Consider the following 23,433-nt stretch of genomic DNA (forward strand, 5'->3'; position numbering starts at 1 on the left):
CTCATACCCGGACCAGCGGTCCCGGGTTTTTCAGATATTGGTTTTTGATCGCCTCGGCCGCGAACAGCGTGATGGCGCCGATGGTGGCGGTCGGGTTGGCCTGGAAGTTCTGCGGGAAGGCGTTGCCGCCCGGGACGAAGACGTTGTGCACGTCCCACGATTGCAGGTAGCGGTTGAGCGCCGAATCGCGCGGCGAGGTGCCCATGATGGCGCCGCCGACGTTGTGGGTCGAGACGTACTTGGTGATGTCCCAGTGCGAATCGAGGCCGAGGAAGTTCTCCGACATGGCGTCCGGCTTGAGTTCCTTGGCGATGCCGAGCACGATGTCGCGCAGGTGGCGTTGCAGCTTGAGTTCGTTCTGGCGCCAGTCGAACGTCATGCGCAGCAGCGGCTGGCCCCACGGGTCCTTGTAGTTCGGGTCCAGGTCCAGATAGTGGCCGCGATAGGACATGCAGGTGGTGGTGATGCCGATCTTCATCGAGCGGCCGTACCAGTCGACCATGCCTTCCTTCCAGCCCTTGCCCCAGCCCGGCGTGCCCGGCGGCAGCGCGGTGCCGATCGGCGCGCCGGTGGCCTGCGAGCTGTGGATCTTGGCGCCGCCGATGAAGCCGAGCGACGGCCCGTCGAAGTTGCCCGGCGAGATGTCGTTGAACATTTCGCCGGTGGCGCCGGCGGTGGCGAACGGGTTGAAGTGCTTGTCCTTGAAGAACAGGGTGGCGTCGCCGTTGCTCAGGAAGGCGTAGTTGCGGCCGATGGTGCCCTGCTCGGTGAGCGGGTTGTAGGGCTGGCCGATGCCCGACAACAGCATCAGGCGCACGTTGGCGAACTGGAAGCTGCTGAGGATGACGATCCTGGCCGGCTGGAACACCTCGCGCTGATGCTCGTCGATGTAGGTGACGCCCTTGGCGGTCTTCTTGTCGGCGTGCAGGTCGACGCGGATGACGTTGGCGTTGACCTTGTAGTCGAAGTTGGGCATGCGCTTGACCACGTCCAGGATCGCCGTCTGCGGCGAAGCCTTGGAGTAGTTCAGGCACGGGTACTTGCTGCAGTAGCCGCAGTAGTTGCATGGCGCCAGCTGGGCGCCGTACGGATTGGTCCAGGCCTGCGAGACGTTGGCCGACGGATTGGGGAACGGATGGTAGCCCATCTTTTTGGCGGTGGCCGCGAACAGCGAGCTGTTGAGCGTGTCGTGCAGCGCCGGCAGCGGGTAGGGGCTGGAGCGCGGCCCTTCGAACGGGTCGCCGCCCGGCTGCAGCTGGCCGTTGAGGTTGCCGGTGGTGCCGGACAGGCCGCAGATCTTGTCGAACTTGTCGAAGTGCGGTTCGATCTCTTCCCACGTGAACGGGAAGTCCTTGATGCGCATGTCGGGGTCGAGCGTGCCGCGCTTGTAGGCCTGGTCGGCGTAGGTCTTGAGCTTGAGGTCGGTGGTGGTCGGGCGGATCAGCACGCCGGTCCAGTGCAGGCCGGAGCCGCCGACGCCGGTGCCGGGCGCGAAGGCGCCCCATTTGCGCGTCGGCAGCGCCGTCTCGCCGGTGTTGTAGCGCACCGTGAGGGCGGCGTCGCGCGGCGTGGCGAACACCTTGTTCTTGATCGCGTAGGCGTACTGGTCGGCCGGCTTCGGATAGGCGAAGTCCTCCGGCGGACGGTCCGGGCCGCGTTCGAGCGCGCGCACCTTCAGGCCCTCTTTGGCCAGTTCGATGGCCATGATGGAGCCGGCCCAGCCGAGTCCGACGATGACGACGTCGACGTCGTCGTTAGTGATGGTTTGCATAGTTGGTCTTTGTGTGGGATGGATCAGGCGCGCTTGCCGCTCAGGCTCACCGGCCCCAGCGGATATTTGACGTCGTGCGCGTCGACCCATTCGGTGTAGGCGGCGCGGGCGCCCGGGAAGCCGATGGCGACCCAGGCCTTCATGTCCTTGTTGCCGCCGTACATGGGGTCGGCCAGGTAGCCGTTCTTGGCGTCGCCGAGGAACTGGCCGAAGAACTGCGACGGCTTCAGGGTCGGCTCGCCCAGGTCGGCAAAGCTGATCCCGTTTTTTTGCAGCGCCGTCAGCAGCGCGTCCTTGTCGGCCGGCGCCAGCTGCTCGAACGGCTTGCCGTGCGCTTGCTGGCTATGCTGCTGGGTCAGCTTGATGCCGATCCGGTACATCTGCTGCGGCGTGTGGTCGTGCTGGAAGCCCAGGGTCGGCGCGGCGTCGGCCTTGTGCGGGCCCTGCATGTAGACGTCGTCGCCGAGGCCGGCATGCAGTTGCTGGTCGATGAAGACGGGGACGTTGGTCTCCAGCGCGCCGGGCCCTTTGCCCTCGGCGGGGATCAGGCGGTCGCAGGCGGCCAGGACGAACTGCCATTCGGCGGCCGAAAAGAACACCGGCTGATAACGATGCAGCTCGACGCCTTCCAGGCCCTCGGCGCGCGCGCGGTGCGGCGACAGCGACGCGAGGGGAATGGCTGCCGCGGTCGCCATCAGTATCGTTCTGCGGGAAAGATTGACTTTTTCTGTGGACATGGGTGGCTTATGGAAATATTAAGTAACCGGAGGAAATTTCGACTTGTACGATGACTAGCTTAGTTGGAAAGTAATACATAGTCAAACCTTTTATATGTGAAGTGAGTGCTTCTACGTAGACGCTTTGCCAAGGTGGCTAGTGCCTTGGGGAAAAGTGCGCGTACAGGGCGGCCGCAGCGGTTACGCTAGCCGCATACCCGTTTCGAGAAGGAGCCTGCTTTGGATATCCGTCAATTCGGCTTGCCGATCGCCGGCATCGGCCCTGAAAACTGGATCGTCGCGACCATTGCCTGCGTGGTCACGTTCGCCGCCATCCACGGCGCGCTCATGCTGCTGCGCCGTCGCATGGCCGGACTGATCGACTCCGGCCAGGCCGGGAAACCGGCCGCCGAACTGCTCGGCGCCACGCTGGCGCGCACGAGCAACCTCGCCGTCGTGCTGATTTCGGTGCTGGTGGGCCTGTCCCTGCTGGACCTGTCGCCGCCGTGGCACCAGCGCGTGCAAATCCTCTGGTTCATCGTGCTCGGCCTGCAGGTGACGCTGTATATCGACCGCGCCGTCAGCATCGGCACGCGGCGCTATTTCCGCCAGCACTCGGCCGACGAGTCGGCGCCGACCACGGTCGCGAATACCCTCATCGGCTGGGCCGTCAAAACGGTGCTGTGGGCGATCTTCGCGCTGGCGGTGCTGTCCAACCTGGGCATCAACATCACCACCTTCGTCGCCAGCCTGGGCATCGGCGGCATCGCCGTCGCGCTGGCGGCGCAAAACATCCTCGGCGACCTGTTCGCGTCGCTGGCGATCGCCATCGACAAGCCGTTCGAGGTGGGCGACGCCATCGCCGTGGCCGGGGTGTCCGGCTCGGTCGAGCATGTGGGCCTGAAGACCACGCGCATCCGCGCCGACAGCGGCGAGCAGATCGTCATCTCCAACGCCGACCTGCTCAAAAACGTCGTGCGCAACTACAAGCGCATGTCGACCCGGCGCGTGCAGCTGTCGTTCCGCATCAACCCGGCCACGCCGGCGGCGCTGGCCGCCGCCATCCCGGCCGCGATCCGCGAGATCGTCGAGGCGCAAGACGAGGTGCGCTTCGACCGCGTCCATCTGAAGGGATTGAGCCCGGAGGCGATCGAGTTCGAGCTGGTGTTCTTCATGTTGACGGCCGCCTACGGCACGTACATGGACACGCAGCAGGCGGTGCTGCTGGCGGTGATGGAGAAGTTCGACCAACTGGGCGTCGACACCGGCACGCCGGCGCACCATGTGATGATCGAGCGCCAGCCGCGCGCCGTGGACGACGCGCCGCAGCGCGACGAGCTGGCGGAGTTCAAGGGGCGCGCGCACGGCAGCCGCTAGTCGGTGACGACGAGCTCGCGGAACGCGCCGCCGTTAAAATAGATGATCTCGCAACTGGCTTCGCCGAAGCACAGGCTGAGCGCCTCGTTGCTGATTTTTACCGGAGCGCATGGAACGCCTGCGTGGCAGACCGGCTTGTAGCTGCCGGGCTTGACCAGCGACAGGCGCGGCGGGTTGGGTCCGGTATCGATGAAGGTCTTGACGACCTTGGCCGGTTGGCCGCTGCCCGCTTCCGGGAAGACCATCACGCTGTATTGGTCGCCCCGGCCTTTTTTGTCATTGTGCGTAAGCACGGCGAGGTCGCGTTTGCCCTGTTGCCGGAAGCTACCCGTCAGCACAGGCAGCAACGTCGGCTGCCAGCGTTGCGGCGACGGATGTTCATTGATCGCGCCCGCCGCAGCCGCATCGGTGCCCGCATCCGTGTCGGCGTTGGCGTGGGCTGCCAAGGCCAACAGGCACGCCATCAATCCGCCTTGTAGCCGGCGTGTGGCGGCACCGCCGCGCAGTGGTTGAGACATCGCTATTCCCTCCAAGGTCATTGCATTTAACGCAAGCTGGAGGTCATGGTAGGTTTTTTCGGTACCGGCGCCAATATGGAAATCATTACGATTTGGTAATGATCGTCAAGCTTGGTCAGTCTCCGCCACAGCCACCGCCGCCGCATCCGCCACCGCCATCGCCGCCACCATCGCTCGCGCCGTCGCTATCGCCGGAACCAGAACCGCCGCCGTCACCGCCGCCGCCGCCCAGATCGGCGCCGCAATAGACGCCGCCCCCGGAACCGTCGCCGCCGGCACCGCCTTGGCGCTTGACGCCGCTGCAATCGGGTACGTTGTGAAAGCCGCCCGAGATGTGGAGCTTGGTGTCCAAGGCGAACAGCAAGGGCAGCCGGGTGGGCTTGAGGGGATTGATGTTTTCTTCGTGGCAGGCGAAGTTCTTGGTCAGAAGGCCAAGTTGCCTGGGACGGGTCGTTATATAATTGGGTATATTGCGGTTCCGTGCCCTGCGTGGGCCGCCGATGACGCACGCAATGGCGGATTACGCTGCGCTAATCCGCCATCGATGAGCCGCCACCACACTTAACCGAAAAGGAAACCGATGCGGGCTTTGAAAACAACGATGGCGGCGGTCCTGGTGACCGTTGCGGCAACGGCGTCGGCCACCGACATCACGGTCTCAGCCGCCGCCAGCCTGACCAACGCCTTCAAGGAAATCGGCGCCGCTTACGAGAAGGACCACGCGGGCGACAAGGTGCACTTCAACTTCGCCGCTTCCGATCCGTTGGTCCAGCAGATCGGCAAGGGCGCGCCCGTCGACGTCTTCGCCTCCGCCGACCAGGAAGCGATGGACAAGGCCGAGTCGCTGAAATTGCTGGCGCCGGGCAGCCGCCGCAACTTCGTCACCAACAGCCTGGTGCTGATCGCGCCCGCCAACAGCAAGCTGGCGCTCAAAGGTATCGCCGACTTGCAGCAGGCGGCCATCACGCGCGTGACGATGGGCAATCCCGCCAGCGTGCCGGTCGGACGCTATGCCAGGCAGGCGCTGGAGCAGGCCAAGCTGTGGGCGGCGGTCGAGCCGAAAGCCATCTTCGGTACCTCGGTGCGGCAAAGCCTCGATTACGTGGCCCGTGGCGAAGTCGATGCCGGCTTCGTCTACGCCACCGACGCGCTGGTTCAGAAAGACAAGGTGCAAGTGATCGCGACCGTGCCGACCGCCACCCCGGTCAGCTATCCGATCGCCGCGATCGCCGCCGGGCCGCAGCCCGCGGCCGGACGCAAGTTCGTCGACTATGTGCTGACCCCGGCGGCGCAGGCGATCCTGGCCCGCCACGGCTTCGGCCGTCCATAAGATCGGAGCCCGTGGTTGGATAGTTTTTCTGCCGAACCGGCCTGGATCGCGCTGCGCCTGTCGCTGAAGGTGGCGCTGTGGGCCACGCTGATCGATCTGGTGTTGGGCATTGCGCTGGGCTATCTGCTGGCGCGCAAGCGTTTCCCGGGCCGCGAGCTGCTGGACGCGCTGCTCACTTTGCCGATGGTGATGCCGCCGACCGTGCTCGGCTATTACCTGCTGGTGGTGATCGGACGCGAGGGCGTGATCGGCGCGTGGCTCCGGAATACCTTTGGCATCAACCTGATCTTCACCTGGCAGGCGGCGGTGATCGCGGCGGCGGTGGTGGCGTTTCCGCTGGTGCTGAAGGGCGCGCGCGCGGCCTTCGAGTCGGTCGACGGTCAGCTGGAGCAGGCCGCGCAGGTGCTTGGCATCCCGCCGTTCGGCGTGTTTCTGCGCGTGACCTTGCCGCTGGCATGGCGCGGCGTGCTGGGCGGAACGCTGCTGGCGTTCGCCCGATCGATGGGCGAGTTCGGCGCGACCTTGATGGTGGCCGGCAGCATTCCCGGCAAGACGCAGACCTTGTCGATCGCCGTCTACGAAGCCGTCCAGGCCGGGCAGGACGACAGCGCGAATTTGTTGGTCATCATCACGTCGGTGGTGTGCATCGGCGTGCTGATCGCGGCCAACAAACTGACGCCGAACCGCAATCTCCAGGGCTGACCATGCAAATCAAAGTCGACATCGGCAAGACCTTGCGTTCCGGCGCGCGCGTTTTCGAACTGAGCGCGCGCTTCGAATCGGCCAGCCGGCGCGTGGTGATCTACGGCCCGTCCGGCGCCGGCAAGAGCCAGTTGCTGAAAGCGCTGGCAGGCTTGATGACGCCGGATCGCGGCCATATCGAACTGGCGGGGCGCCGCCTGTTCGACAGCAACGCCGGCATCGACCTGGCGCCGCAGCGGCGGCAAGTTGCTTACTTGTTCCAGGATTACGCGTTGTTCCCGCACCTGAATGTGCGGCAGAATATCGGCTTCGGTTTGCAGCGCGGCTGGCGCAATCCCTGGTCGCGGGCCGACGGCGACACCATCCGCTATTGGTTGCAGGCGTTCGAACTGGACCATGTCGCCCATCAATTCCCGCACGAGTTGTCTGGCGGACAGCGGCAGCGCGTGGCGTTGGCGCGGGCGCTGGCGCCGCAGCCGAGCGCGCTGCTGCTGGACGAACCGTTCGCCGCGCTCGACCCGGGACTGCGCGAGCGCATGCGCGCCGAACTCGATACCTTGCAACGCAGGCTGGCGATACCGATGATACTGATCACCCACGATCCCGAGGACGTCCGGGCTTTCGGCGATCACGTGCTGCGCATGGAACAGGGGCGCATCGTCGATGCGGAGGAGCTGCCATCGTGAAGCCGACCATGGAATTGCAAGGCAACGTCTGGATGACCATCGACGGCCAGAAGCTGGGCGGGAACGAACGCGTGGCGCTGCTGGCGGCGATCGCCTCGACCGGTTCAATCACCAGCGCGGCCAAGGCGGTGGGCATGAGTTACAAAGGCGCGTGGGACGCGATCGAGGCGATGAACAACCTGGCCGGCGAGCCGTTGCTGGAGCGCGTTGCCGGCGGCAAGGGCGGAGGCGGCACGCGGTTGACATCGCGTGGCGCGCAACTGGTGGAGAACTTCCGTAAGATAGACGAGGAGCACCGCAAGTTCGTCGCGCATCTGAGCGGGCAGTCGCATGCGCTGGCCGATGATTTCCTGCTGATACAAAGGATGAAAATGAAAACCAGCGCGCGCAACCAGTTCAGCGGCAAAGTGGTCGATTTGAAGGAGGGCGCCGTCAACGACGAGATCACGCTGGAGATCGTCGGCGGCCAACATATCGTCGCCACCATCACGCGTGACAGCAGCGACAGTTTGAGTCTGACCATCGGCGCCGAAGCGTTCGCGTTGATCAAGGCGTCGTCGGTGATCGTGGTGGCGGAGATGGGAACGGCGCGCTTGTCGGCACGCAATCAGCTGGCCGGCAAGGTTACGCGGTTGCAGGCCGGCGCCGTCAATACGGAAGTGAGCATCGAGTTGCGCGGTGGCGGCGTCATCGCCGCCATCGTCACAAGCGAGAGCGGCGACGCGCTGGCGCTGGAAGTCGGCAGCGAGGTGAGCGCGGTCTTCAAAGCATCGAGCGTCATCATCGGCACGCCCGCGTAATAGCCCACGCCCGCCTTCATCTAACGCACGCTTCATCTAAAACACGTGGGGCGGATTACGGCTTCGCCTAATCCGCCCGACGAAATCGGGTCAACATCGCGTCAGCTGCCTGAGCCCGTTTTGCCACCCTGACGGCTGCCCGTCTTGGTCGATTGCTCCGAGCCGACGCTACTGCGCGCCGACCCGGCCGCTGCATTCTTTTCAGCATTGGCGCGTGCGGCGGACTGGCGGCTTTCGCCCCCCTTGCGCCCGATCTGCGCCATATGTGCGCGATCCCGGCTGACCGCCTCGCCGCCTTTCTGGCCGGCGCGGCGTGCTTCCTCCGAGTCGAATTCGTGTGCCGTGCCTTTCTGGTGGGCGGCTTGGCCGCCTTTGCTGGCGATGGCGCGCTGGGTGGCTTCATCCATCGCGGCGAAACCTCGCTTGGCGGTGCCTTTCGGCTTCGGCTGCTCGTTTCCTGGGTTGTTACTATTACTTGCCATAACTGCCTCCTGATATGTGTGTTCCGTTGGGTTGGTAAACAGCGACGCATTTCGCTGCTCTGTGTGGTTAGAGTTGCAAGATTGACGGAAGTTCCACATGGGCTTGGGCCATGGTGCGAAGTGAGGGCTGCGTGGGGCCTCGTCGTGTGCTTTGGTTAAAAAAACGCCGGGTTCTCGGCCCGGCGGGTTATTCAGCACAGAGATAGACGCCAGTCAGGCGAGAAGGTTCCAAAATTGCACGATCGTTCTAGTTTTACCGGATGAGCCCAGCCGTGCGACAATACCGGCCTTGTTGTTGTTCCGTTGATATCGAAATCTACTGTGATGGCCATGACTAAACCCGACAATCCCGAATACATCTTGAGTTTTTCCTGCCACGACCAGCGCGGCATCGTTCATCGCGTTTCGGGTTTTTTGGCCGATCACGGCTGTAACATCATCGATTCGGCGCAGTTCGGCGACAGCGAGTCGCGCCTGTTCTTCATGCGCGTGCACTTCGCGCTGGAAGACCGCGCCATCAACGACGAGCTGCTGCGCGCCGATTTCGGCCTGCTGGCGGCCGAGATGCAACTGACGTTCGAGATGCGCGACGCGCACTACAAACCGCGCGTGATGTTGATGGTGTCGAAGATCGGCCATTGCCTGAACGATCTGCTGTTCCGCTACAAGAGCGGACTGCTGCCGGTGGAGATTCCGGCGATCGTGTCCAACCACATGGATTTCTACCAGCTGGCGGCGAGCTACAATATCCCGTTCCACCACCTGCCGCTGGCCACCGGCGCGCCCCAGGAAGCCAAACTGGCGCAGGAAGCCAAGGTCATCGAGCTGATGGACACCCACAAGATCGACCTGGTGGTGCTGGCGCGCTACATGCAAATCCTGTCGCCGGGCCTGTGCACGGCGCTGAAAGGGAAGGCGATCAACATCCACCATTCCTTCCTGCCGAGCTTCAAGGGCGCCAAGCCGTACGCGCAGGCGCATCACCGCGGCGTCAAGCTGATCGGCGCGACCGCCCACTTCGTCACCGGCGATCTGGACGAAGGCCCGATCATCGAGCAGGATGTCGAGCGGGTCGACCATTCGATGGACGCCGAGACCTTGTCGGCCATCGGCCGCGACGTCGAGTGCGTGGTGCTGGCGCGCGCCGTGAAGTGGTTCGTCGAGCACCGCATTTTGCAAAACGGCGACAAGACTGTCGTCTTTAAATAATTTAAGAGATTTACCGATGGCCCTCAAAGCAACAATTTATAAAGCCGACCTGCAGATCGCGGACATGGACCGCAATTTCTACGAGACCCAGTCGCTGACCCTGGCGCGCCACCCGTCCGAGACCGACGAGCGCATGATGGTGCGGCTGGTGGCGTTCGCGATCCACGCCAACGAGGCGCTGACCTTCACCAAGGGGCTGTTCGACGTCGAAGAACCCGACATCTGGCAGAAGGATTTGACCGGCGCGATCCAGTTGTGGATCGAGGTCGGCCAGCCGGACGAGAAGGTGATCCTGAAGGCCAGCGGCCGTTCGGAACACGTCTATGTGTACAGCTACGCGGCCACCAGCCATATCTGGTGGAAGTCGCTGGCGAACAAGGTCGAGCGCTGCAAGAACCTGACCGTGGTCAACCTGAACGCCGACGCCACCGAGCAGCTGGCCCGCATGGCGCAGCGCTCGATGCAGTTGCAATGCACCATCCAGGACGGCCAGATCTGGCTGACCGACGGCACCACGACGGTGGAAGTCGGCCGCGAGACCTTCAAGGCCGAGCGCTAAGGTTTTACCGGACCACCGCGCCACCCTTCATCACCCACTGGACCCGTTCCAGCACCGTCACATCCTTGAGCGGTTCGCCGTCGACGGCAATCATGTCGGCGAACTTGCCCGCCTCTATCGTTCCGATCCGGTCGCTCCAGCCCAGCAACTCGCTGGCGTTGACGGTGGCCGCGCGGATCGCCTGCGCCGGCGTCATGCCCAGCTTGACCAGCACCGCGAATTCGCGCGCGTTCAAGCCATGCGGGTAGACGGCGGCGTCGGTGCCGAACGCCACCGGCACGCCGGCCTTGATCGCGCGGCCGATATTGATGCGCGCCTGCGGCAACACCACCTTGGCTTTTTCCAGCAGCGGCTTGGGCAGCTTGATCGCCTCGGCGTTCTCGACCAGCCAGTCGCCCAGGTAGACGGTCGGCACCAGCCAGGTCTTATGTTCCTTCATTAATTTGATGCCCTCGTCGTCGATGTAGGAGCCGTGTTCGATCGAATCGACGCCGGCCAGCACCGACAGCTTGATGCCTTCGCCGCCGTGCGCGTGGGCCGCGACGGTATGGCCGAGGCCGTGCGCGGTCTTGACGATGGCCTTCAATTCCTCCAGCGTGTACTGCGAGGCGCGCGGGTCGGTGCCGAACGACAGCGCGCCGCCGGTGGCGCAAACCTTGATGACGTCGGCCCCGTATTTGATGTTGCGGCGCGCGATCTTTTGCGCCTCGTCGGTGCCGTCGGCCACGCCCAGCGCCGAGCGCTGGTACTCCGGCGCGTGCATGTTGTCGTCGCAGTGGCCGCCGGTGATGCTCATCGCCGGGCCGGAGGCGGCGATGCGTGGGCCGGGCACGTCGCCGTCGTTGATGGCGTCGCGCAGGCCGATGTCGGCATAGCCGTCGGCGCCGACGTCGCGCACGGTGGTGAAGCCGGCGTTGAGCGTGAGGCGGGCGTTCTTGGCGCCGGTCAAGGTCGATCGCGGGATCGATTTGGCGACGATGGCGTAGCCGGCGTCCTGCGGGTCGCCGGTCAGGTGGGTGTGGCTGTCGATCAGGCCCGGCAGCAGGGTTTTGTTGCCCAGGTCGATGACCGTGGCGCCGGCAGGGATCGCCAGCTTGCTGCCGGCGGCGGTGATGCGCTCGCCGCTGACGAGGACCACGGCGTCGTCGATCACCGTGCCTTTGCGCACGTCGACCATGTGCGCGGCCTTGATGGCGGTGACGGCGGCGGCTGGGACGTCCGCCGCAGCGGCGGCGGAACTCAATAACATGGCGGGCAGCGATGCCAGCGCGAGGCGGACGGATGAGGCGATGACGTTCAAGTATTTCTCCCTGTGGATGAGGTTTTTTTGAGGAGCGACAAAGCGGGCTCGCCGACAAGCGTACTCGTCAATGATGTCGAACGCTACACTTTGTCGATGAAAAGTCACAGCGACATATTGTATAAGCGGTTGTTCGCGCATCCCGAAGTGGTCCGGGACCTGCTGACGGGATTTGTCTCGGCGGAATGGCCCGGCTCGCTTGATGCCAGTGCGTTTGAGCGCATCAACGCCAGCTACACCAGCGACAGCGGCAGAGTCCGTCACGAGGATATTGTGTGGCGCGCAAAAATCGGTGGCGATTGGATCTATGTTTACTTGTTGCTGGAGTTCCAGTCACGCTCCGATCCGTGGATGGCATTGCGCATGCAGGTCTATGTCGGGCTGTTGTGCCAAGACCTGGTGGCGCAGCATCGGCTGACCCGGTACGGGAAACTGCCGCCCGTCTTGCCCGTCGTGCTCTATCACGGCCGCAAGCCTTGGCGCGCAAGTACGGATCTTGCCAAGTTGATGCTGCCGCCGCCGGAGGGACTGGAACGCTATCAGCCGAGCCAGCACTACCTGCTGATCGATCAGCATCGGAACGTCGGCGTCGACGGCCGGTCTAATGTGCTGGCAATCCTGTTTCGCCTGATGCGTTCGCACACCGACGAGGAGATGCGCGGCGCGCTGAACGCCTTTGCGGAACGCATGCGGGCGCCGGATATGTCACGCGCGCGCGATAGTTTGACGCGCTGGATACGGTCAGTCTTGCAGGAAGAGTTCAGTGAGACCAATATAGGTTTGGAGGAGGGCCCCGCGATGTTGTTCAACAAACGATTCAAGAAGTATGAAGACCTGCTGGAGTATGAGGCGATCGAGCGTGGACGCGCCAAGGGAAAGGAAGAAGGCCGGCAGGAGGGCGCGCGCTTGGTGTTGCAGGACGTGTTGCAGACAATGACAGCGGATTTTAAAGATGAATTGCCGCCGGACTTAAACGAGAGAATCTCTGCCGCCGACGAGGACCAATTGCGGACCTGGGTGAAATCGCTGTTCGCCGGCGACAGACCACGCCAAATATTTTCCGAGCGTTGATGCCCTGTGCAGTGTTTATTGCGGCGCCGCGCCCAGCCGCTTGATGGTGCCGGAGCCGCGGATGTTCTGGCTCACCTTCGGATCGCCGTAGTAGCCGATGTCGCCGGAGCCGGCCACGCTCAGGTTCAGCGTTTTGCTCGCCGACACCGTCGCCTCGCCCGAGCCGCCGATGCTCACGACGGCATCGCGCGACGCCAGCCGGCCCGCCTGCACCTCGCCCGAACCGCCTATCGAAATCTGCAAACGCTCCACGTTCCCGCCGACATTCAGGCCGCCGCTGCCGCCCAGCGACACCGCCAGCGACTCGGCGCGCAGGTCGCGCACATTGACTTCGCCGGAACCGCCGATGTCCAACTGCATGCGCTCGACGTGCAGCTTGTCCGCCGCCACCGCGCCGGAACCGCCCACCGAGACCCGCTCCAGGGTGCGGGCCATGACGATGATCTTCATGTTGCGCGTTTCCAGCGACATGTTCTTCTTGGCCGTGCGGATCCGCAAGGTGCCGTTTTCCACCACCGTTTCGACCAGCGCCTGCAGGTTGTCGTCGGTCTCCACGGTGACGCCTTCGGTATTGCCCTGGCGGATCTCGACATCGCCGCCGACACTGGTGGCGAAGGCCGTGAAGTGGCCGACCTCGCGGTTCTGCTTGACGATCTTGCCGTTGCCCTGGACGCGGTCGCCGCCGACCCAGCTCAAGGGGCCGGCCAGCGCCAGGTTGGCCGGCGCGGCGACCGCCAGCATGCCGGCGGCGAGGATCAGGACGCGCAGTGTGCCGCGAACGGTGGTGGTGGTCATGGTGTTCTCCTGGTTGGTCATCTTGAGGTTGAATACTACGCAACCGGCGCCGCCGGCGACACAGGACTGCGACAGACTGCACGCTGGACGGGCTGGAATGCGTTCCGACGGGAATCGGTGGGGACGGGCGGCGGCCGACGGCGGCCGGGCGAGCGGCATGAGGTATCATTCGGCCTATCCCGCAAAACCCCTCGCATCACCATCGCGACACCTATCTGGAATCACATGCTTATCATCACCATCAAACAGGGCAAGGAAAAGAGCTTGCTGGCCGGCGACCCCTGGATCTACCCGACCGCGATCGACAAGGTCGACGGCAAGCCGCAGGAAAAAATGAAGCCGGGCTCGACCGCGATCGTGCAAAGCTCCTCGCGCCAGTTCATCGGCCGCGCCGCCTATAACTCCAAGTCGCAGATTCGCGCCCGCATGTGGAGCTACAAGGAGGACGAGCCGGTCGACCACGCGATGATGAAGCGCCGCGTCAAGGCCGCCGTCGCCAAGCGCGCCGCCGCCATCCGCGCCGCCGGTCCGAACGCGCTGGTGCCGGTGATCCTGGGCGAGGACGACGGCCTGTCCGGCCTGCTGGTGCACGGCTGGGGCGGCGTCAACGGTTATCTGATCTGCCAGTTCCAGTCCGGCGGCGTCGACGCCTGGAAGGTGCCGATCGTGCAGGCGCTGCTGGCGGAGACCGGCTGCCCCAACGTCTACGAGCGTTGTGACGACCTGATCCGTAAGGGCGAGGGCCTGCCGTTGTTCTCCGGCGCCCTGGCCGGCGAGGAACCGCCGGAACACGTACTGGTGCTCGAAGGCAATCAGCGTTACAGTATGGACTTATGCACCGGCTTCAAATATCCGAAGCTGAAGAGCTAGTTCCTATGCCCCGGAGAGCACTGTACAGATGGAAAATTACTTGTCGTCGCAAATACGCACGCTGACCTATATCGAGAACGAAGACCATCCGGTCTTCGGCACCCTGGTACAACAGATCCTGCACCTGCTGAACTCCAAGCTCATTTTCAGCGACATCCTGATCCATCAAAACAGCCCGCTGCTGCTGCGCCAGCCCAAGGGGCTGGTGGCGGTGACCGATTCGCCGATCACGCGCGAGGAGCTGGAAGAGTTCTTCGAGGTGGTCGAGCCGAACTGGTCCGAACGCATCCAGGACCGCGCCTTCGACCGCGCGGTCGACCTGCACACGGCGCGCATCCGCGCCAACTGTTTCACATTCCAGGGCAAGAAGCGGCTCGGCTGCGTGATACGCCGCTTCCCCAAGGAGCCGATGCCGCTCGATCAGCTGGGCCTGCGCCAGCACGAGCAGAATTTCGCCAAGCTGACCAGCGGGCTGGTGTTGATTATCGGCGACACCTGCCAGGGCAAATCGACCACTATCGCCTCGATGCTCGACGAGATCAACAAGCACCGGTCCGGCCACATCATCACGATCGAGGACCCGGTCGAAACCTTGATCCCGCAGCGCCAGTGCGTCATCACGCAGCGCGAGGTGGGTTTTGACGGCGACGTCGAGAGTTTCTACCTGGGCGCCCTGGACGCGCTGCGCGAGCGGCCGGACGTTATCGTCATCGGCGAGATCCGCGACGCCCAAACGGCGCAGGAGGCGCTGGCGCTGGCCGAATCCGGTCCGCTGGTGCTGGCCTCGTTGCATGCGCGCTCGACCGAGCTGGGCTTGCAAAAGATGGTGCGGCTGCTGGGTAACTCCGAGGCGCAGTCGCAGGCGCTGGCGCACGCCTTGCGCGGCGTGCTGTGCCAGGCCTTGCTGCCGTCGGTGGAGGGGGAGCGCTACCACCTGGCCACCGAGTGCCTGACGTCCAATCCGGAGGTGGTCGACATGATCGCCAGCGGGCAATTGTCGGCGCTGCGCGGCTGGATGGCCGGCAAAACCAGCGAAGGCTGTCACACGATGAACGCCTCGTTGCGGGTGCTGCTGGCCGAGGGCAAGATCGGCGTCGACGACGCGCGCAACGCGACCACGGATCGCATCGGCTTCGCCGAGCACCATTAATCCAACGGTATCGCCCGATACCGGTTGACCTCGTTGCCGTCCACCGGCGGGGCGTTGTTGCCCCATGCGCTGCGCAGGTAGGAGACCACCTGCGCCACTTCGGTGTCGTTGAGCACGTGGCCGAACGGCGGCATGCTGTACGGACGCGGATTGCCGGCCGTGCCCGGCGCGAAGCCGCCATTGAGCACGATGCGGATCGGATTGACCGCCTGCTCCATCGTCAGCGCGCGGTTGCCCGCCAGCGGCGGATAGCCGGGCGGCATGCCGGCGCCGCCGGCGCCATGACACTCGGCGCAGTGCTGCTCGTACAGCTTGGCGCCCGCCGTCAGGAAGGCCGTCGCCTGCGCCCCCTTGTCGCGCTCGAACTCCGACTTGACCCCTTGCGCCGGCAACGCGCGCAAATATACGGCCATCGCGTTGATATCGCTGTCGCTCAGATGCTGCAGGCTTTCCCTGACCACCTCCGCCATCGGTCCGAACACGGTGGCGCGCGGCGACACGCCGGTCTTCAGCAACGCCGCGATGTGCTCCTGCCGCCAGTCGCCCAGGCCCGCTTCGGCATCCGAGTTGAGCGAGGGCGCATACCAGCCCAGCACCGGTATTAACCCGCCCGACAGGCTGTCGCCGCTTGATCCGCTCACCGCGCCCAAGGCGTTGCGCGGGCTGTGGCAGGCGCTGCAATGTCCCAGGCCCTGCACCAGATAGGCGCCCCGGTTCCAGTCCATCGACTGTCCGGTCTCGGGACGGAACACCGCCGGCTTGAAGTACAGCGCCCGCCACGCGGCCAGCATGAACTGCTGGTTGTACGGGAAGCGCAATTCATGCGGCCGGTTGGCCTGGCTGACCGCCGGGACCGACTGGAAATAGGCGTGCAGCGCATCCGAGTCGTCGCGCGTGATGCGCGTGTAATTGGTGTACGGGAAGGCCGGATACAGCAGCCGGCCGTCCTTCGATTTGCCGTTGTGCAGCGCTAGCCAGAAGTCGTCGGCGCTCCAGCCGCCGATGCCGGTCGCCTTGTCCGGCGTGATGTTGGGCGAAATCACGCTGCCGAACGGCGTTTTGAGCGCGCGGCCGCCGGCGTATTGCTGGCCGCCGCGCGTGGTGTGGCACGCCATGCAGTCGCCGGCCTTGGCCAGATAGGCGCCACGGGCGATTTTCTCGGCCGGCGCCAGTTTGGCGGTGACGCTCGGCGGCGGGCCGAGATCGTCACCGGTACGGAACAGCATGAAGAGCGCGCCGGCCACCACCAGCACAAGCAATCCCGCAAACACCAGGAGGACTTTTTTCATGGTCGTCGTCCCCGCGCTCATTTGGCGCCACCCGGCACGCTGCCGCACGGCTGCGGCAGCGGCATGGCGATGCTGGCGGCGGCTGCCGGCCGGGCGGCAGCGTCCGGCGGCTGCTTGCTGAGCCAGGCCGAAATGGCGGCCACGTCGGCCACGGTCAGTTTGCCGGCGATGTCGGCCATGCAGTCGGGCGCGGCGGCGCGGCGCACCTGGTTCTTCCAAGCGCCGAACTGGGCGTTGATGTAATCGCTGGGCAGCCCGAGCAGTCCCGGGATGGCCGGTTCGACGCCGTACAGCGCGGCGCCGTGGCAGCTGACGCAGGCCGGTATCTTTTTGGCCGGATCGCCGTGCCGCACCAATGCTTCGCCGCGCGCCAGGCTGGCGGCGCTCGCGTTGGCGCCGCTGCCGGCTTGCGCGGGAGGGTAGGGCGGATGCTGGGCGGCGAAGTAGTCGGCGATCTCGCGCAGGTAGGCGTCGGGCAGATGGTCGACCATATAGGTCATCATCGGATAATTGCGGCGGCCCTCGCGGAAATTGATCAACTGGTTATACAGATAGCCGGCCGGCTTGCCGGAGATGCGCGGGAAAAAGGCGTCGCCGCGCTCCTTGGCGGCATGGCAGGCGATGCAGGCGGCCACGCGCTGCTCCAGGGTGTCGGGCGGTGTCGCGGCGGCGGCGGGCAGGCTCAACGCCAGCAGCGCGCCCAATCGTACGGTGGAAAAAGTAAGCATACAGTTCCTGGTCCCTGATCATTGCGGACAGGATACCCCGGTGTTGCCAAAAAGGACAGTGGACAGAACGTCTAAGCGTCGGCCGGCGGCGGTTTCGGCGCGCGCGGCAGCTTGACCGGCCGCATCGGCGGCAGCTTGCCGCCGTTGGCGATCCAATGCCGGTACACGCGCAACGCCACCTGGGCGTCGTCGGCCGCGTACAGGATCTGCTTGTCGTTCAGGCGCGGCAGCGCCCAGTTGGTGGTGGAGATCTTCTTCGATTTCTGCAGCTTCTGGCCGAAGAACTTGGCCACCGCCGTCTTGGCGCCGAGGTCGTTGCGCTGGCCGGGCGTGCGCAGCGCCACCGACAGGTCGACCACGCCGGCGGCGCGGATCGCCAGCTTGGCGTGCAGCCGCTTGACGTCGTCGGACAGGCCGAAACCGATCTTCAGCGGCGCCGGCTGTTCCAGGACGGCTTGCAGCAGTTCGAGCGTGTGCGCCGACGTGCTCGCGCCGATCTGGAACAGATAGGCTTTGTCGTCGGTGGAGAATTGAATCAGGTGGGGGCCGGTCGACGTCTCGCCCTTGACGAAGGTCGGCTTCGACTCGGTATCGAAGCCGATGGCGTCGGCGGCCAGCAGGGCCGCGCGCGCGGCCAGCGCATGTTCGGGCGTCGTCACCAGTTGCACATCGGCGATTCGCAGACCCACGTAGGGCGGAAGCTCGGCCTCCGCCGCCGGTGTGTGCCGCGTATCGGGCGACCTGGTAGGCAACTCGGCCAACTCAGCCCTTGCGCGAGAATTTCGCGGTCAGCTGGTTCAGCTTGTCGGCGCGCACGCGCGCCGCTTCCTCGGCCGCCGCCGCGTCGCGTTCGGCCTTCTTGCGTTCGGCTTCCTTCTTGAAGCGCTCCTGCAATACCTGGGTGGCGTGGGCGCGGTGGGTGTCGGTGACTTCGGCGCCGGGCGTGCCGTCGAGGTCGTGGCGCACCTTGGCTTTTTCCATCACTTTCAGATAGCGCAGCGAGCCGGTGTGGATACCGAGCGCCGAGCGCATGGTCTTGCGGTCCAGTTCGGGCATGATCGCCAGGATCTGCTTGTCGATACCGATCGACAACGGCAGAAAATCGCGGAACGCCGGGAATTGGGTTTGCAGCTGTTTCAACAGGGTGCGCGGGGTCAGGGCCGCGGTGGCCGGAGCGGATGCGGCTGGCTCGGTCGCCAAAGGCTGAGGGGTAAGGCTAGTGTTCATCGACTTCGTAGGTTAAGCAAGAGGCGCCAGCATATCATGCGCCCCCCGGGATTGCAGTGCCTTTTAGGCTACCGTGCCGGTTTGCTTACACTCCGGCCAACGGCAGAAGGACGACAGGTGCGGCGGCGGCCTAAAACGTGTATAATGCTTGACGCACCAATTGCAGGGCGGTGCGTTTCAGTTTGGTACAGGATGCGATTCGGACGGTCTGACAGGGGCGCGTGCCCTTGTTATATGGTTTTAGGATGTCGGATATGTGATTTATTCATTATCCTGATGTCTCGCTATACGGCATACTTTGCCCTCTCCTCATTCTTCACTGAAAAGAGAAACAAGCCCGTTGTTGGAAGCGGGCTTTTTTTATTCCGCAGATAATCGTCAGCTAAATTACAACATTTCCATCCATGCGCACTGGTAACGGTCGGCGCGGGCTATGGCATTTTGTATTTTCTGGCGAATACGCATTGAGAGACTTTTAATGACAAAAACGCCGAAAACTTTAACGTTGTCCGTCAAGACCGCCCGCACCAGCTCCGCTCCGCTGGTCGTGCCAAAGACGACTCTATCCTATGTGATCGATAATGCGCAAGAGGCAGCGAGCAAAGTAACGGTAGTCAAGAAGAAAACGCGCCTGAGCGCCGCGGCCGAAGCGGCCCAGGCGGAGGCGCAGGTGGCCGTCGAGTCGCCGGTCAAGGCCGTCAAGGTGGCGCGCAAGGGCGCGCCGGCCGGCGCCGTCGCGGCCGACGAACCGGTCGCCGACACGGTGGTGGTCAAGGCCGCGCCGAAGTCCAAGCTGGTCAAGGCAGTCAAGGTTGAACCGGCGCCGGTGACCATCGTCACCGCCGGCCCGGCCGTCAGCCAGGTCACCGACGCCGCCACGCTGGCGTCGATCGACACCTCCGGCTATCTGCTGCCGAGCGTCAAGGTGCCGGGCCGCCGCGGCCGCAAGCCGTCCGAGTTCACGCCGGAGAACGATGAAGTCGCGGCGTTGAACGCCGTCGAGCGCGCCGAACTGAAGGCCGTCTCGAAGGCGCGCGAGCGCAAGGCCAAGGGCGGCGCCGCCGACATGCTGGGCATGGACCCGAAAAGCTCGGCCGAGGACCTGGAGCGCCGCCGCAACCAGATCAAGAACCTGATCAACATGGGCAAGGAGCGCGGCTTCCTGACCTACGCCGAGATCAACGACCAGCTGCCGGAAAACATCGTCGATCCGGAAGCGATCGAAGGCATCATCGCGACCTTCAACGACATGGGCATCGCCATCTACGAGCGCGCCCCGGACGCCGAATCGCTGCTGCTGACCGACAGCGTGGCCACCGTCACGTCCGACGACGAAGTGGAAGCGGCCGCCGCGACCGCGCTGTCGACGGTCGACTCCGATTTCGGCCGCACCACCGACCCGGTCCGCATGTACATGCGCGAGATGGGCGCCGTGGCGCTGCTGACGCGCGAAGGCGAGATCGAGATCGCCAAGCGCATCGAAGGCGGCTTGAAGGACATGATCCAGGCCATCTCCGCCTGCCCGACCACGATCGCCGAGATCGTCGCGCTGGCCCGCAAGATCGAAGCGGACGAGCTCAAGGTCGATGAAGTGGTGGACGGTTTCGTCGACCTGAACGAAGCGAACAACGCGCCGGCCGTGGCCGCCGCGCCGGCCGCGTCGTCGGACGACGATGAGGAAGAGGAAGAAGAAGTCGAGGAAGAAGACGGCGACGCCAACGGCGGCGCGGCCGGCTTCTCGACCGAGCAACTGGCGCAGCTGAAAAAAGCCGCGCTGGAAAAGTTCGACGTCATCTCGAACCAGTACGACAAGATGCGCAAGGCCGCCGGCGGTTACGGCTCCAAGGCCTACGTCGCCGCGCAGGAAGCGATTTCGGCCGAGCTGCTGGGCATCCGCTTCACCGCCAAGGTCGTCGAGAAGCTGTGCGACACGCTGCGCGGCCAGATGGAAGAAGTGCGCCACATCGAGCGCGCCGTGCTGGAGCTGTGCGTGAACAAATGCGGCATGCCGCGCGCCCACTTCATCAAGGTGTTCCCGGGTAACGAGACGGACCTGGACTGGGTCGACGGCGAGGTCGATTCGGCCTATCCGTACAGCGCCATCCTGGGCCGCAACGTGCCGGCGGTGAAAGAGCTGCAAAAGAAGATGATCGACCTGCAAGCGCGCGTGGCGCTGCCGCTGGCCGACCTGCGCAAGATCAACAAGCAGATGGCCGCCGGTGAAAAACGCGCGCGCCAGGCCAAGCGTGAAATGACGGTCGCCAACTTGCGTCTGGTGATTTCGATCGCCAAGAAGTACATCAACCGTGGCCTGCAGTTCCTCGATCTGATCCAGGAAGGCAACATCGGTCTGTTGAAGGCGGTCGACAAGTTCGAATACCGTCGCGGCTACAAGTTCTCGACGTATGCGACCTGGTGGATTCGCCAGGCCATCACCCGTTCGATCGCCGACATGGCCCGCACCATCCGCGTGCCGGTGCACATGATCGAAACGATCAACAAGATGAACCGCATCTCGCGCCAGATCATGCAGGAAACCGGCAGCGAGCCGGACCTGGCGACGCTGGCCGTCAAGATGGAAATGCCGGAAAACAAAGTGCGCGAAATCATGAAGATCGCCAAAGAGCCGATCTCGATGGAAACGCCGATGGGCGAGGACGGCGATTCGCAGCTGGGCGACTTCATCGAGGACAACACCACCTTGGCCCCGCTGGACGCCGCGCTGCACGCCTCGATGCGCAACGTCATCAAGGAAGTGCTGGATTCGCTGACCCCGCGCGAAGCGAAGGTGCTGCGCATGCGCTATGGCGTGGAAATGTCGAACGACCACACGCTGGAAGAAGTGGGCAAGCAGTTCGACGTCACGCGCGAGCGGATCCGCCAGATCGAAGCGAAGGCCATGAGCAAGCTGCGCCAGCCGTCGCGTTCGGACAAGCTGAAGACGTTCCTGACGCAGAACTAAGCGTCAAGCAAGCGCACAGAAGGGAGGCACCATGCCTCCCTTTTTTTCGTCCACCAAATGACGTGTCTCCACGAAATTTAACGCGATCGCGGCCACCTCCGCCATTGCCCGACAGCCAAGGCCATTGGGGTACGCAGGATTCCACGTATCGACCTCCCGCCGCTTCGCCTCCTGAATCGGATACGTTACACTGGCGCCAACTATTCGATCGCCGACGATGCCCAAACTTCTTCCGTTTTTCACCGCCCTGGCGCTTGCCGCCGGCCACGCCCATGCCGCCGACAATTGCGGCGCCTTCAAACGGCTCAACGTCGCAACGCCGCCCGGTTTTTGCGCCGCGGTGCTGGCGGACGGATTCAAATTCCCACGCGGCATACAGCCCTTGCCCAACGGCGACCTGGTGGTGGTCGACATGCGTAATTGGGAACCGGGGCGGGGCAGCGTCTGGCTGCTCAAGGCCATCGATGGCCGCTACGAAAAGACGCAGTTGCTCAAAGGGCTGGACCGGCCGAATGGCATCACGCTGGGGCCGGACGGCCTGGTGTACGTCGGCCTGGTCAAGCGCATCGTCCGCTTCGACCCGCGCAATCCGGAGGGGACGCTAACGGACGTCATCGGTGGCGGTTCCGGTGTCGCGGCCTTGCCCGGCCTGGGCCGTCATCTGCTGAGGACGATGCGGTTCGACGCCCGGGGCGATATGTACGTCAACATCGGCTCGGCCAGCGATCATTGCGAGGGCGAGAACAACGCGCCGCCCGCCGCCGCCAAGCCGTGCGCCGAGGCGCAGGGAGCGTCGGCGCTGGGCGTGATACGCAAGTATCAAATGCAGTGGCCGCAGGGCAAAGCGCTCACTTGGGAAGTCTACGCGTCCGGCCTGCGCAATTCGCAGGCGCTGGCGTTTCATCCGGTCGGCGGCGCGCTGTGGCAGGCGGACAATGGCCGCGACGCCATCCAGGCCGCCATGCCCAAGCTGGCCAACGACAATGATTTGCCGCACGATGAGCTCAACCTGGTGCAGCGCGGCGTCAATTACGGCTGGCCTTACTGCTACGACGACAACCGGCCCAGTCCGGAATATCCGGCGACGGTCTGTTCAACCTACCGCGCGCCGCTGCGCCTGCTGCCGGCGCATGCGGCGCCGCTGGGCATGACGTTCTACACGGCCGCGCGGTTTCCGGCGATGTACAAGAACAGCTTGATCATCGGCTACCACGGCTATCGTGAGCACGGCCACCGGCTCGTCGCGCTGCTGGCGGACCGCAACGGCGCGCCGCTCGGCAAGTCGGTCGAGTTGATCGGCGATTGGGGACACAAGGGCAAGCAGGGCATGGGCGCGCCGGTCGACGTCAAACAGGGCGCCGACGGCAACATCTATCTGGTGGAAGACCGCACCGGCCGCGTGGTGCGGCTGCAGTACGATCGGTAAAGGCGACGCTATTTCTTCCACGGGGTCTGGCCGGCCGCGCTGGCCTTGGCGAACACTTCCTGCTCGTAGTCCAGATACGCGCGCAGCATCGGGCGGTAGGTCGCCTCGGCGATCTGCGGCGACAGTCCGTTTTCCTGGGCCAGCGATTTCGCCTTCTGCACCACCGCCTCGGCGCGGGCCGGCACTTCCACGTGGGTCGGATCGGCCTTGAAGCGCGCCGCCTCGTGGACATAGCGGCCGCGCTCGGCCATCAGGCGCACGATGTCGTGGTCGATGCGGTCGATATTCTTCCGCACCTCCTCGATCGACTGGCAGCAGGCGCCGTTGTCGACGGTCGGGCTGCCCCAGGGCGCCGGTGCCGGCTCCTGCGCGTGGGCCGAGACGACGGTCAAAAAGGCAACGGTGAGAAGAGACAGACGCATGAGCACTCCGGTTAGGTTGTAAAGACGGGGTCAGGTCCACCAT

Annotated in this window: 24 protein-coding genes; 12 read left to right on the plus strand and 12 right to left on the minus strand. The window is 64.5% G+C overall.

Features of this window, described 5'->3' with window-relative positions:
* Position 1: 1 nt before the first annotated feature.
* On the minus strand, positions 2-1,771 hold the full coding sequence (locus tag MRBLMU1_RS26270; protein WP_363508008.1) for a GMC family oxidoreductase: 1,770 nt from the start codon (positions 1,769-1,771) through the stop codon (positions 2-4).
* Positions 1,772-1,794: 23 nt separating this feature from the next.
* On the minus strand, positions 1,795-2,466 hold the full coding sequence (locus tag MRBLMU1_RS26275) for a gluconate 2-dehydrogenase subunit 3 family protein (protein ID WP_363508011.1): 672 nt from the start codon (positions 2,464-2,466) through the stop codon (positions 1,795-1,797).
* Between the two features lie 261 nt (positions 2,467-2,727).
* Between MRBLMU1_RS26275 and MRBLMU1_RS26280 the strand changes: the two genes are divergently transcribed.
* Positions 2,728-3,864, plus strand: coding sequence for a mechanosensitive ion channel family protein (locus MRBLMU1_RS26280; protein WP_363508014.1), 1,137 nt, complete (start codon positions 2,728-2,730; stop codon positions 3,862-3,864).
* Here MRBLMU1_RS26280 and MRBLMU1_RS26285 read toward each other — a convergent pair.
* Both MRBLMU1_RS26285 and MRBLMU1_RS26290 read right to left on the minus strand, forming a co-directional pair.
* Entirely contained in the window at positions 3,861-4,382 is a 522-nt protein-coding gene (locus MRBLMU1_RS26285; protein ID WP_363508017.1) for a hypothetical protein, read from the minus strand. The two genes, MRBLMU1_RS26280 and MRBLMU1_RS26285, sit on opposite strands and share 4 nt — an antisense overlap.
* 115 nt (positions 4,383-4,497) lie before the next feature.
* A complete protein-coding gene (locus tag MRBLMU1_RS26290) occupies positions 4,498-4,734 on the minus strand; it encodes a hypothetical protein (RefSeq protein WP_363508020.1) in 237 nt (78 codons plus the stop codon).
* 228 nt (positions 4,735-4,962) lie between these two features.
* Here MRBLMU1_RS26290 and modA point away from each other — a divergent pair, with 228 nt between their 5' ends.
* Genes modA through MRBLMU1_RS26310 form a run of 4 tightly spaced genes read left to right on the plus strand, consistent with a single transcriptional unit; the run spans position 4,963 to position 7,900 of the window.
* Complete coding sequence (gene modA, locus MRBLMU1_RS26295; protein WP_363508023.1) at positions 4,963-5,712, plus strand: molybdate ABC transporter substrate-binding protein; 750 nt, start codon at positions 4,963-4,965, stop codon at positions 5,710-5,712.
* A gap of 15 nt (positions 5,713-5,727) precedes the next feature.
* Complete coding sequence (gene modB, locus MRBLMU1_RS26300; RefSeq protein ID WP_363508026.1) at positions 5,728-6,414, plus strand: molybdate ABC transporter permease subunit; 687 nt, start codon at positions 5,728-5,730, stop codon at positions 6,412-6,414.
* Between the two features lie 2 nt (positions 6,415-6,416).
* The gene (locus MRBLMU1_RS26305; RefSeq protein WP_363508029.1) at positions 6,417-7,100 is read left to right on the plus strand and encodes an ABC transporter ATP-binding protein; all 684 of its coding nucleotides are present in this window, start codon (positions 6,417-6,419) and stop codon (positions 7,098-7,100) included.
* Positions 7,101-7,108: 8 nt separating this feature from the next.
* Positions 7,109-7,900 carry a TOBE domain-containing protein gene (locus MRBLMU1_RS26310; protein ID WP_363508705.1) on the plus strand — a complete coding sequence of 264 codons (792 nt, stop codon included), beginning with the start codon at positions 7,109-7,111 and terminating at the stop codon, positions 7,898-7,900.
* Positions 7,901-8,001: 101 nt separating this feature from the next.
* Here the strand turns inward: MRBLMU1_RS26310 and MRBLMU1_RS26315 are convergent, their stop codons facing one another.
* Positions 8,002-8,382, minus strand: coding sequence for a KGG domain-containing protein (locus MRBLMU1_RS26315; RefSeq protein WP_363508032.1), 381 nt, complete (start codon positions 8,380-8,382; stop codon positions 8,002-8,004).
* A 330-nt stretch (positions 8,383-8,712) separates the two neighbouring features.
* On the opposite strand from MRBLMU1_RS26315, the gene purU reads away from it, so the two are divergent.
* Both purU and MRBLMU1_RS26325 read left to right on the plus strand, forming a co-directional pair.
* Positions 8,713-9,591, plus strand: a complete 879-nt coding sequence (gene purU / locus MRBLMU1_RS26320; RefSeq protein ID WP_363508035.1) for a formyltetrahydrofolate deformylase — start codon at positions 8,713-8,715, stop codon at positions 9,589-9,591.
* A 16-nt stretch (positions 9,592-9,607) separates the two neighbouring features.
* A complete protein-coding gene (locus MRBLMU1_RS26325; RefSeq protein WP_363508038.1) occupies positions 9,608-10,150 on the plus strand; it encodes a YaeQ family protein in 543 nt (180 codons plus the stop codon).
* Positions 10,151-10,154: 4 nt separating this feature from the next.
* On the opposite strand, the gene MRBLMU1_RS26330 is transcribed toward MRBLMU1_RS26325, so the two are convergent.
* Positions 10,155-11,450, minus strand: a complete 1,296-nt coding sequence (locus tag MRBLMU1_RS26330; protein ID WP_363508041.1) for a metal-dependent hydrolase family protein — start codon at positions 11,448-11,450, stop codon at positions 10,155-10,157.
* A 27-nt stretch (positions 11,451-11,477) separates the two neighbouring features.
* On the opposite strand from MRBLMU1_RS26330, the gene MRBLMU1_RS26335 reads away from it, so the two are divergent.
* Positions 11,478-12,521, plus strand: coding sequence for an Rpn family recombination-promoting nuclease/putative transposase (locus MRBLMU1_RS26335; RefSeq protein ID WP_363508043.1), 1,044 nt, complete (start codon positions 11,478-11,480; stop codon positions 12,519-12,521).
* 15 nt (positions 12,522-12,536) lie between these two features.
* Here MRBLMU1_RS26335 and MRBLMU1_RS26340 read toward each other — a convergent pair whose 3' ends face one another.
* Positions 12,537-13,475 (minus strand): head GIN domain-containing protein, encoded by a 939-nt coding sequence (locus MRBLMU1_RS26340; RefSeq protein ID WP_363508046.1) that lies wholly within the window; start codon positions 13,473-13,475, stop codon positions 12,537-12,539.
* A gap of 66 nt (positions 13,476-13,541) precedes the next feature.
* Here MRBLMU1_RS26340 and MRBLMU1_RS26345 point away from each other — a divergent pair, with 66 nt between their 5' ends.
* Together MRBLMU1_RS26345 and MRBLMU1_RS26350 are read left to right on the plus strand one after the other, a co-directional pair.
* Positions 13,542-14,186 carry an SAM-dependent methyltransferase gene (locus MRBLMU1_RS26345; protein ID WP_315219019.1) on the plus strand — a complete coding sequence of 215 codons (645 nt, stop codon included), beginning with the start codon at positions 13,542-13,544 and terminating at the stop codon, positions 14,184-14,186.
* A gap of 28 nt (positions 14,187-14,214) precedes the next feature.
* The gene (locus tag MRBLMU1_RS26350; RefSeq protein WP_363508049.1) at positions 14,215-15,336 is read left to right on the plus strand and encodes a type IV pilus twitching motility protein PilT; all 1,122 of its coding nucleotides are present in this window, start codon (positions 14,215-14,217) and stop codon (positions 15,334-15,336) included.
* Here MRBLMU1_RS26350 and MRBLMU1_RS26355 read toward each other — a convergent pair.
* The 4 genes from MRBLMU1_RS26355 to MRBLMU1_RS26370 all read right to left on the minus strand — a co-directional run bounded on the left by MRBLMU1_RS26355 (position 15,333) and on the right by MRBLMU1_RS26370 (position 18,580).
* Positions 15,333-16,625 carry a c-type cytochrome gene (locus tag MRBLMU1_RS26355; protein ID WP_363508052.1) on the minus strand — a complete coding sequence of 431 codons (1,293 nt, stop codon included), beginning with the start codon at positions 16,623-16,625 and terminating at the stop codon, positions 15,333-15,335. The two genes, MRBLMU1_RS26350 and MRBLMU1_RS26355, sit on opposite strands and share 4 nt — an antisense overlap.
* Positions 16,626-16,642: 17 nt before the next feature.
* Positions 16,643-17,353 carry a c-type cytochrome gene (locus MRBLMU1_RS26360; protein WP_363508055.1) on the minus strand — a complete coding sequence of 237 codons (711 nt, stop codon included), beginning with the start codon at positions 17,351-17,353 and terminating at the stop codon, positions 16,643-16,645.
* A gap of 71 nt (positions 17,354-17,424) precedes the next feature.
* Positions 17,425-18,042 carry a 3'-5' exonuclease gene (locus MRBLMU1_RS26365; RefSeq protein ID WP_363508058.1) on the minus strand — a complete coding sequence of 206 codons (618 nt, stop codon included), beginning with the start codon at positions 18,040-18,042 and terminating at the stop codon, positions 17,425-17,427.
* Between the two features lie 73 nt (positions 18,043-18,115).
* A complete protein-coding gene (locus tag MRBLMU1_RS26370; RefSeq protein ID WP_315219023.1) occupies positions 18,116-18,580 on the minus strand; it encodes a ProQ/FINO family protein in 465 nt (154 codons plus the stop codon).
* Between the two features lie 478 nt (positions 18,581-19,058).
* On the opposite strand from MRBLMU1_RS26370, the gene rpoD reads away from it, so the two are divergent.
* Together rpoD and MRBLMU1_RS26380 are read left to right on the plus strand one after the other, a co-directional pair.
* Positions 19,059-21,542 carry an RNA polymerase sigma factor RpoD gene (gene rpoD / locus MRBLMU1_RS26375; RefSeq protein ID WP_363508062.1) on the plus strand — a complete coding sequence of 828 codons (2,484 nt, stop codon included), beginning with the start codon at positions 19,059-19,061 and terminating at the stop codon, positions 21,540-21,542.
* A gap of 217 nt (positions 21,543-21,759) precedes the next feature.
* Entirely contained in the window at positions 21,760-22,968 is a 1,209-nt protein-coding gene (locus tag MRBLMU1_RS26380; RefSeq protein WP_363508065.1) for a PQQ-dependent sugar dehydrogenase, read from the plus strand.
* A gap of 8 nt (positions 22,969-22,976) precedes the next feature.
* Here the strand turns inward: MRBLMU1_RS26380 and MRBLMU1_RS26385 are convergent, their stop codons facing one another.
* Positions 22,977-23,390 (minus strand): chorismate mutase, encoded by a 414-nt coding sequence (locus MRBLMU1_RS26385; RefSeq protein WP_363508068.1) that lies wholly within the window; start codon positions 23,388-23,390, stop codon positions 22,977-22,979.
* Between the last annotated feature and the right edge of the window lie 43 nt (positions 23,391-23,433).

It is taken from the genome of Burkholderia sp. LMU1-1-1.1, from assembly GCF_040675865.1.
Lineage (GTDB): Bacteria > Pseudomonadota > Gammaproteobacteria > Burkholderiales > Burkholderiaceae_D > Rugamonas.

Excerpts from the sequence above, each read along its gene's own strand:
- rpoD (WP_363508062.1), top strand. The coding sequence starts at position 19,059 with ATGACAAAAACGCCGAAAACTTTAACGTTGTCCGTCAAGACCGCCCGC.
- purU (WP_363508035.1), top strand. The coding sequence starts at position 8,713 with ATGACTAAACCCGACAATCCCGAATACATCTTGAGTTTTTCCTGCCAC.
- MRBLMU1_RS26385 (WP_363508068.1), bottom strand. The coding sequence starts at position 23,390 with ATGCGTCTGTCTCTTCTCACCGTTGCCTTTTTGACCGTCGTCTCGGCC.
- MRBLMU1_RS26345 (WP_315219019.1), top strand. The coding sequence starts at position 13,542 with ATGCTTATCATCACCATCAAACAGGGCAAGGAAAAGAGCTTGCTGGCC.
- MRBLMU1_RS26270 (WP_363508008.1), bottom strand. The coding sequence starts at position 1,771 with ATGCAAACCATCACTAACGACGACGTCGACGTCGTCATCGTCGGACTC.
- MRBLMU1_RS26355 (WP_363508052.1), bottom strand. The coding sequence starts at position 16,625 with ATGAAAAAAGTCCTCCTGGTGTTTGCGGGATTGCTTGTGCTGGTGGTG.
- MRBLMU1_RS26350 (WP_363508049.1), top strand. The coding sequence starts at position 14,215 with ATGGAAAATTACTTGTCGTCGCAAATACGCACGCTGACCTATATCGAG.
- MRBLMU1_RS26360 (WP_363508055.1), bottom strand. The coding sequence starts at position 17,353 with ATGCTTACTTTTTCCACCGTACGATTGGGCGCGCTGCTGGCGTTGAGC.
- MRBLMU1_RS26310 (WP_363508705.1), top strand. The coding sequence starts at position 7,109 with ATGGAATTGCAAGGCAACGTCTGGATGACCATCGACGGCCAGAAGCTG.
- MRBLMU1_RS26315 (WP_363508032.1), bottom strand. The coding sequence starts at position 8,382 with ATGGCAAGTAATAGTAACAACCCAGGAAACGAGCAGCCGAAGCCGAAA.
- MRBLMU1_RS26370 (WP_315219023.1), bottom strand. The coding sequence starts at position 18,580 with ATGAACACTAGCCTTACCCCTCAGCCTTTGGCGACCGAGCCAGCCGCA.
- MRBLMU1_RS26380 (WP_363508065.1), top strand. The coding sequence starts at position 21,760 with ATGCCCAAACTTCTTCCGTTTTTCACCGCCCTGGCGCTTGCCGCCGGC.
- MRBLMU1_RS26340 (WP_363508046.1), bottom strand. The coding sequence starts at position 13,475 with ATGCCGCTCGCCCGGCCGCCGTCGGCCGCCGCCCGTCCCCACCGATTC.
- MRBLMU1_RS26325 (WP_363508038.1), top strand. The coding sequence starts at position 9,608 with ATGGCCCTCAAAGCAACAATTTATAAAGCCGACCTGCAGATCGCGGAC.
- MRBLMU1_RS26305 (WP_363508029.1), top strand. The coding sequence starts at position 6,417 with ATGCAAATCAAAGTCGACATCGGCAAGACCTTGCGTTCCGGCGCGCGC.
- MRBLMU1_RS26275 (WP_363508011.1), bottom strand. The coding sequence starts at position 2,466 with ATGGCGACCGCGGCAGCCATTCCCCTCGCGTCGCTGTCGCCGCACCGC.
- modA (WP_363508023.1), top strand. The coding sequence starts at position 4,963 with ATGCGGGCTTTGAAAACAACGATGGCGGCGGTCCTGGTGACCGTTGCG.
- MRBLMU1_RS26285 (WP_363508017.1), bottom strand. The coding sequence starts at position 4,382 with ATGTCTCAACCACTGCGCGGCGGTGCCGCCACACGCCGGCTACAAGGC.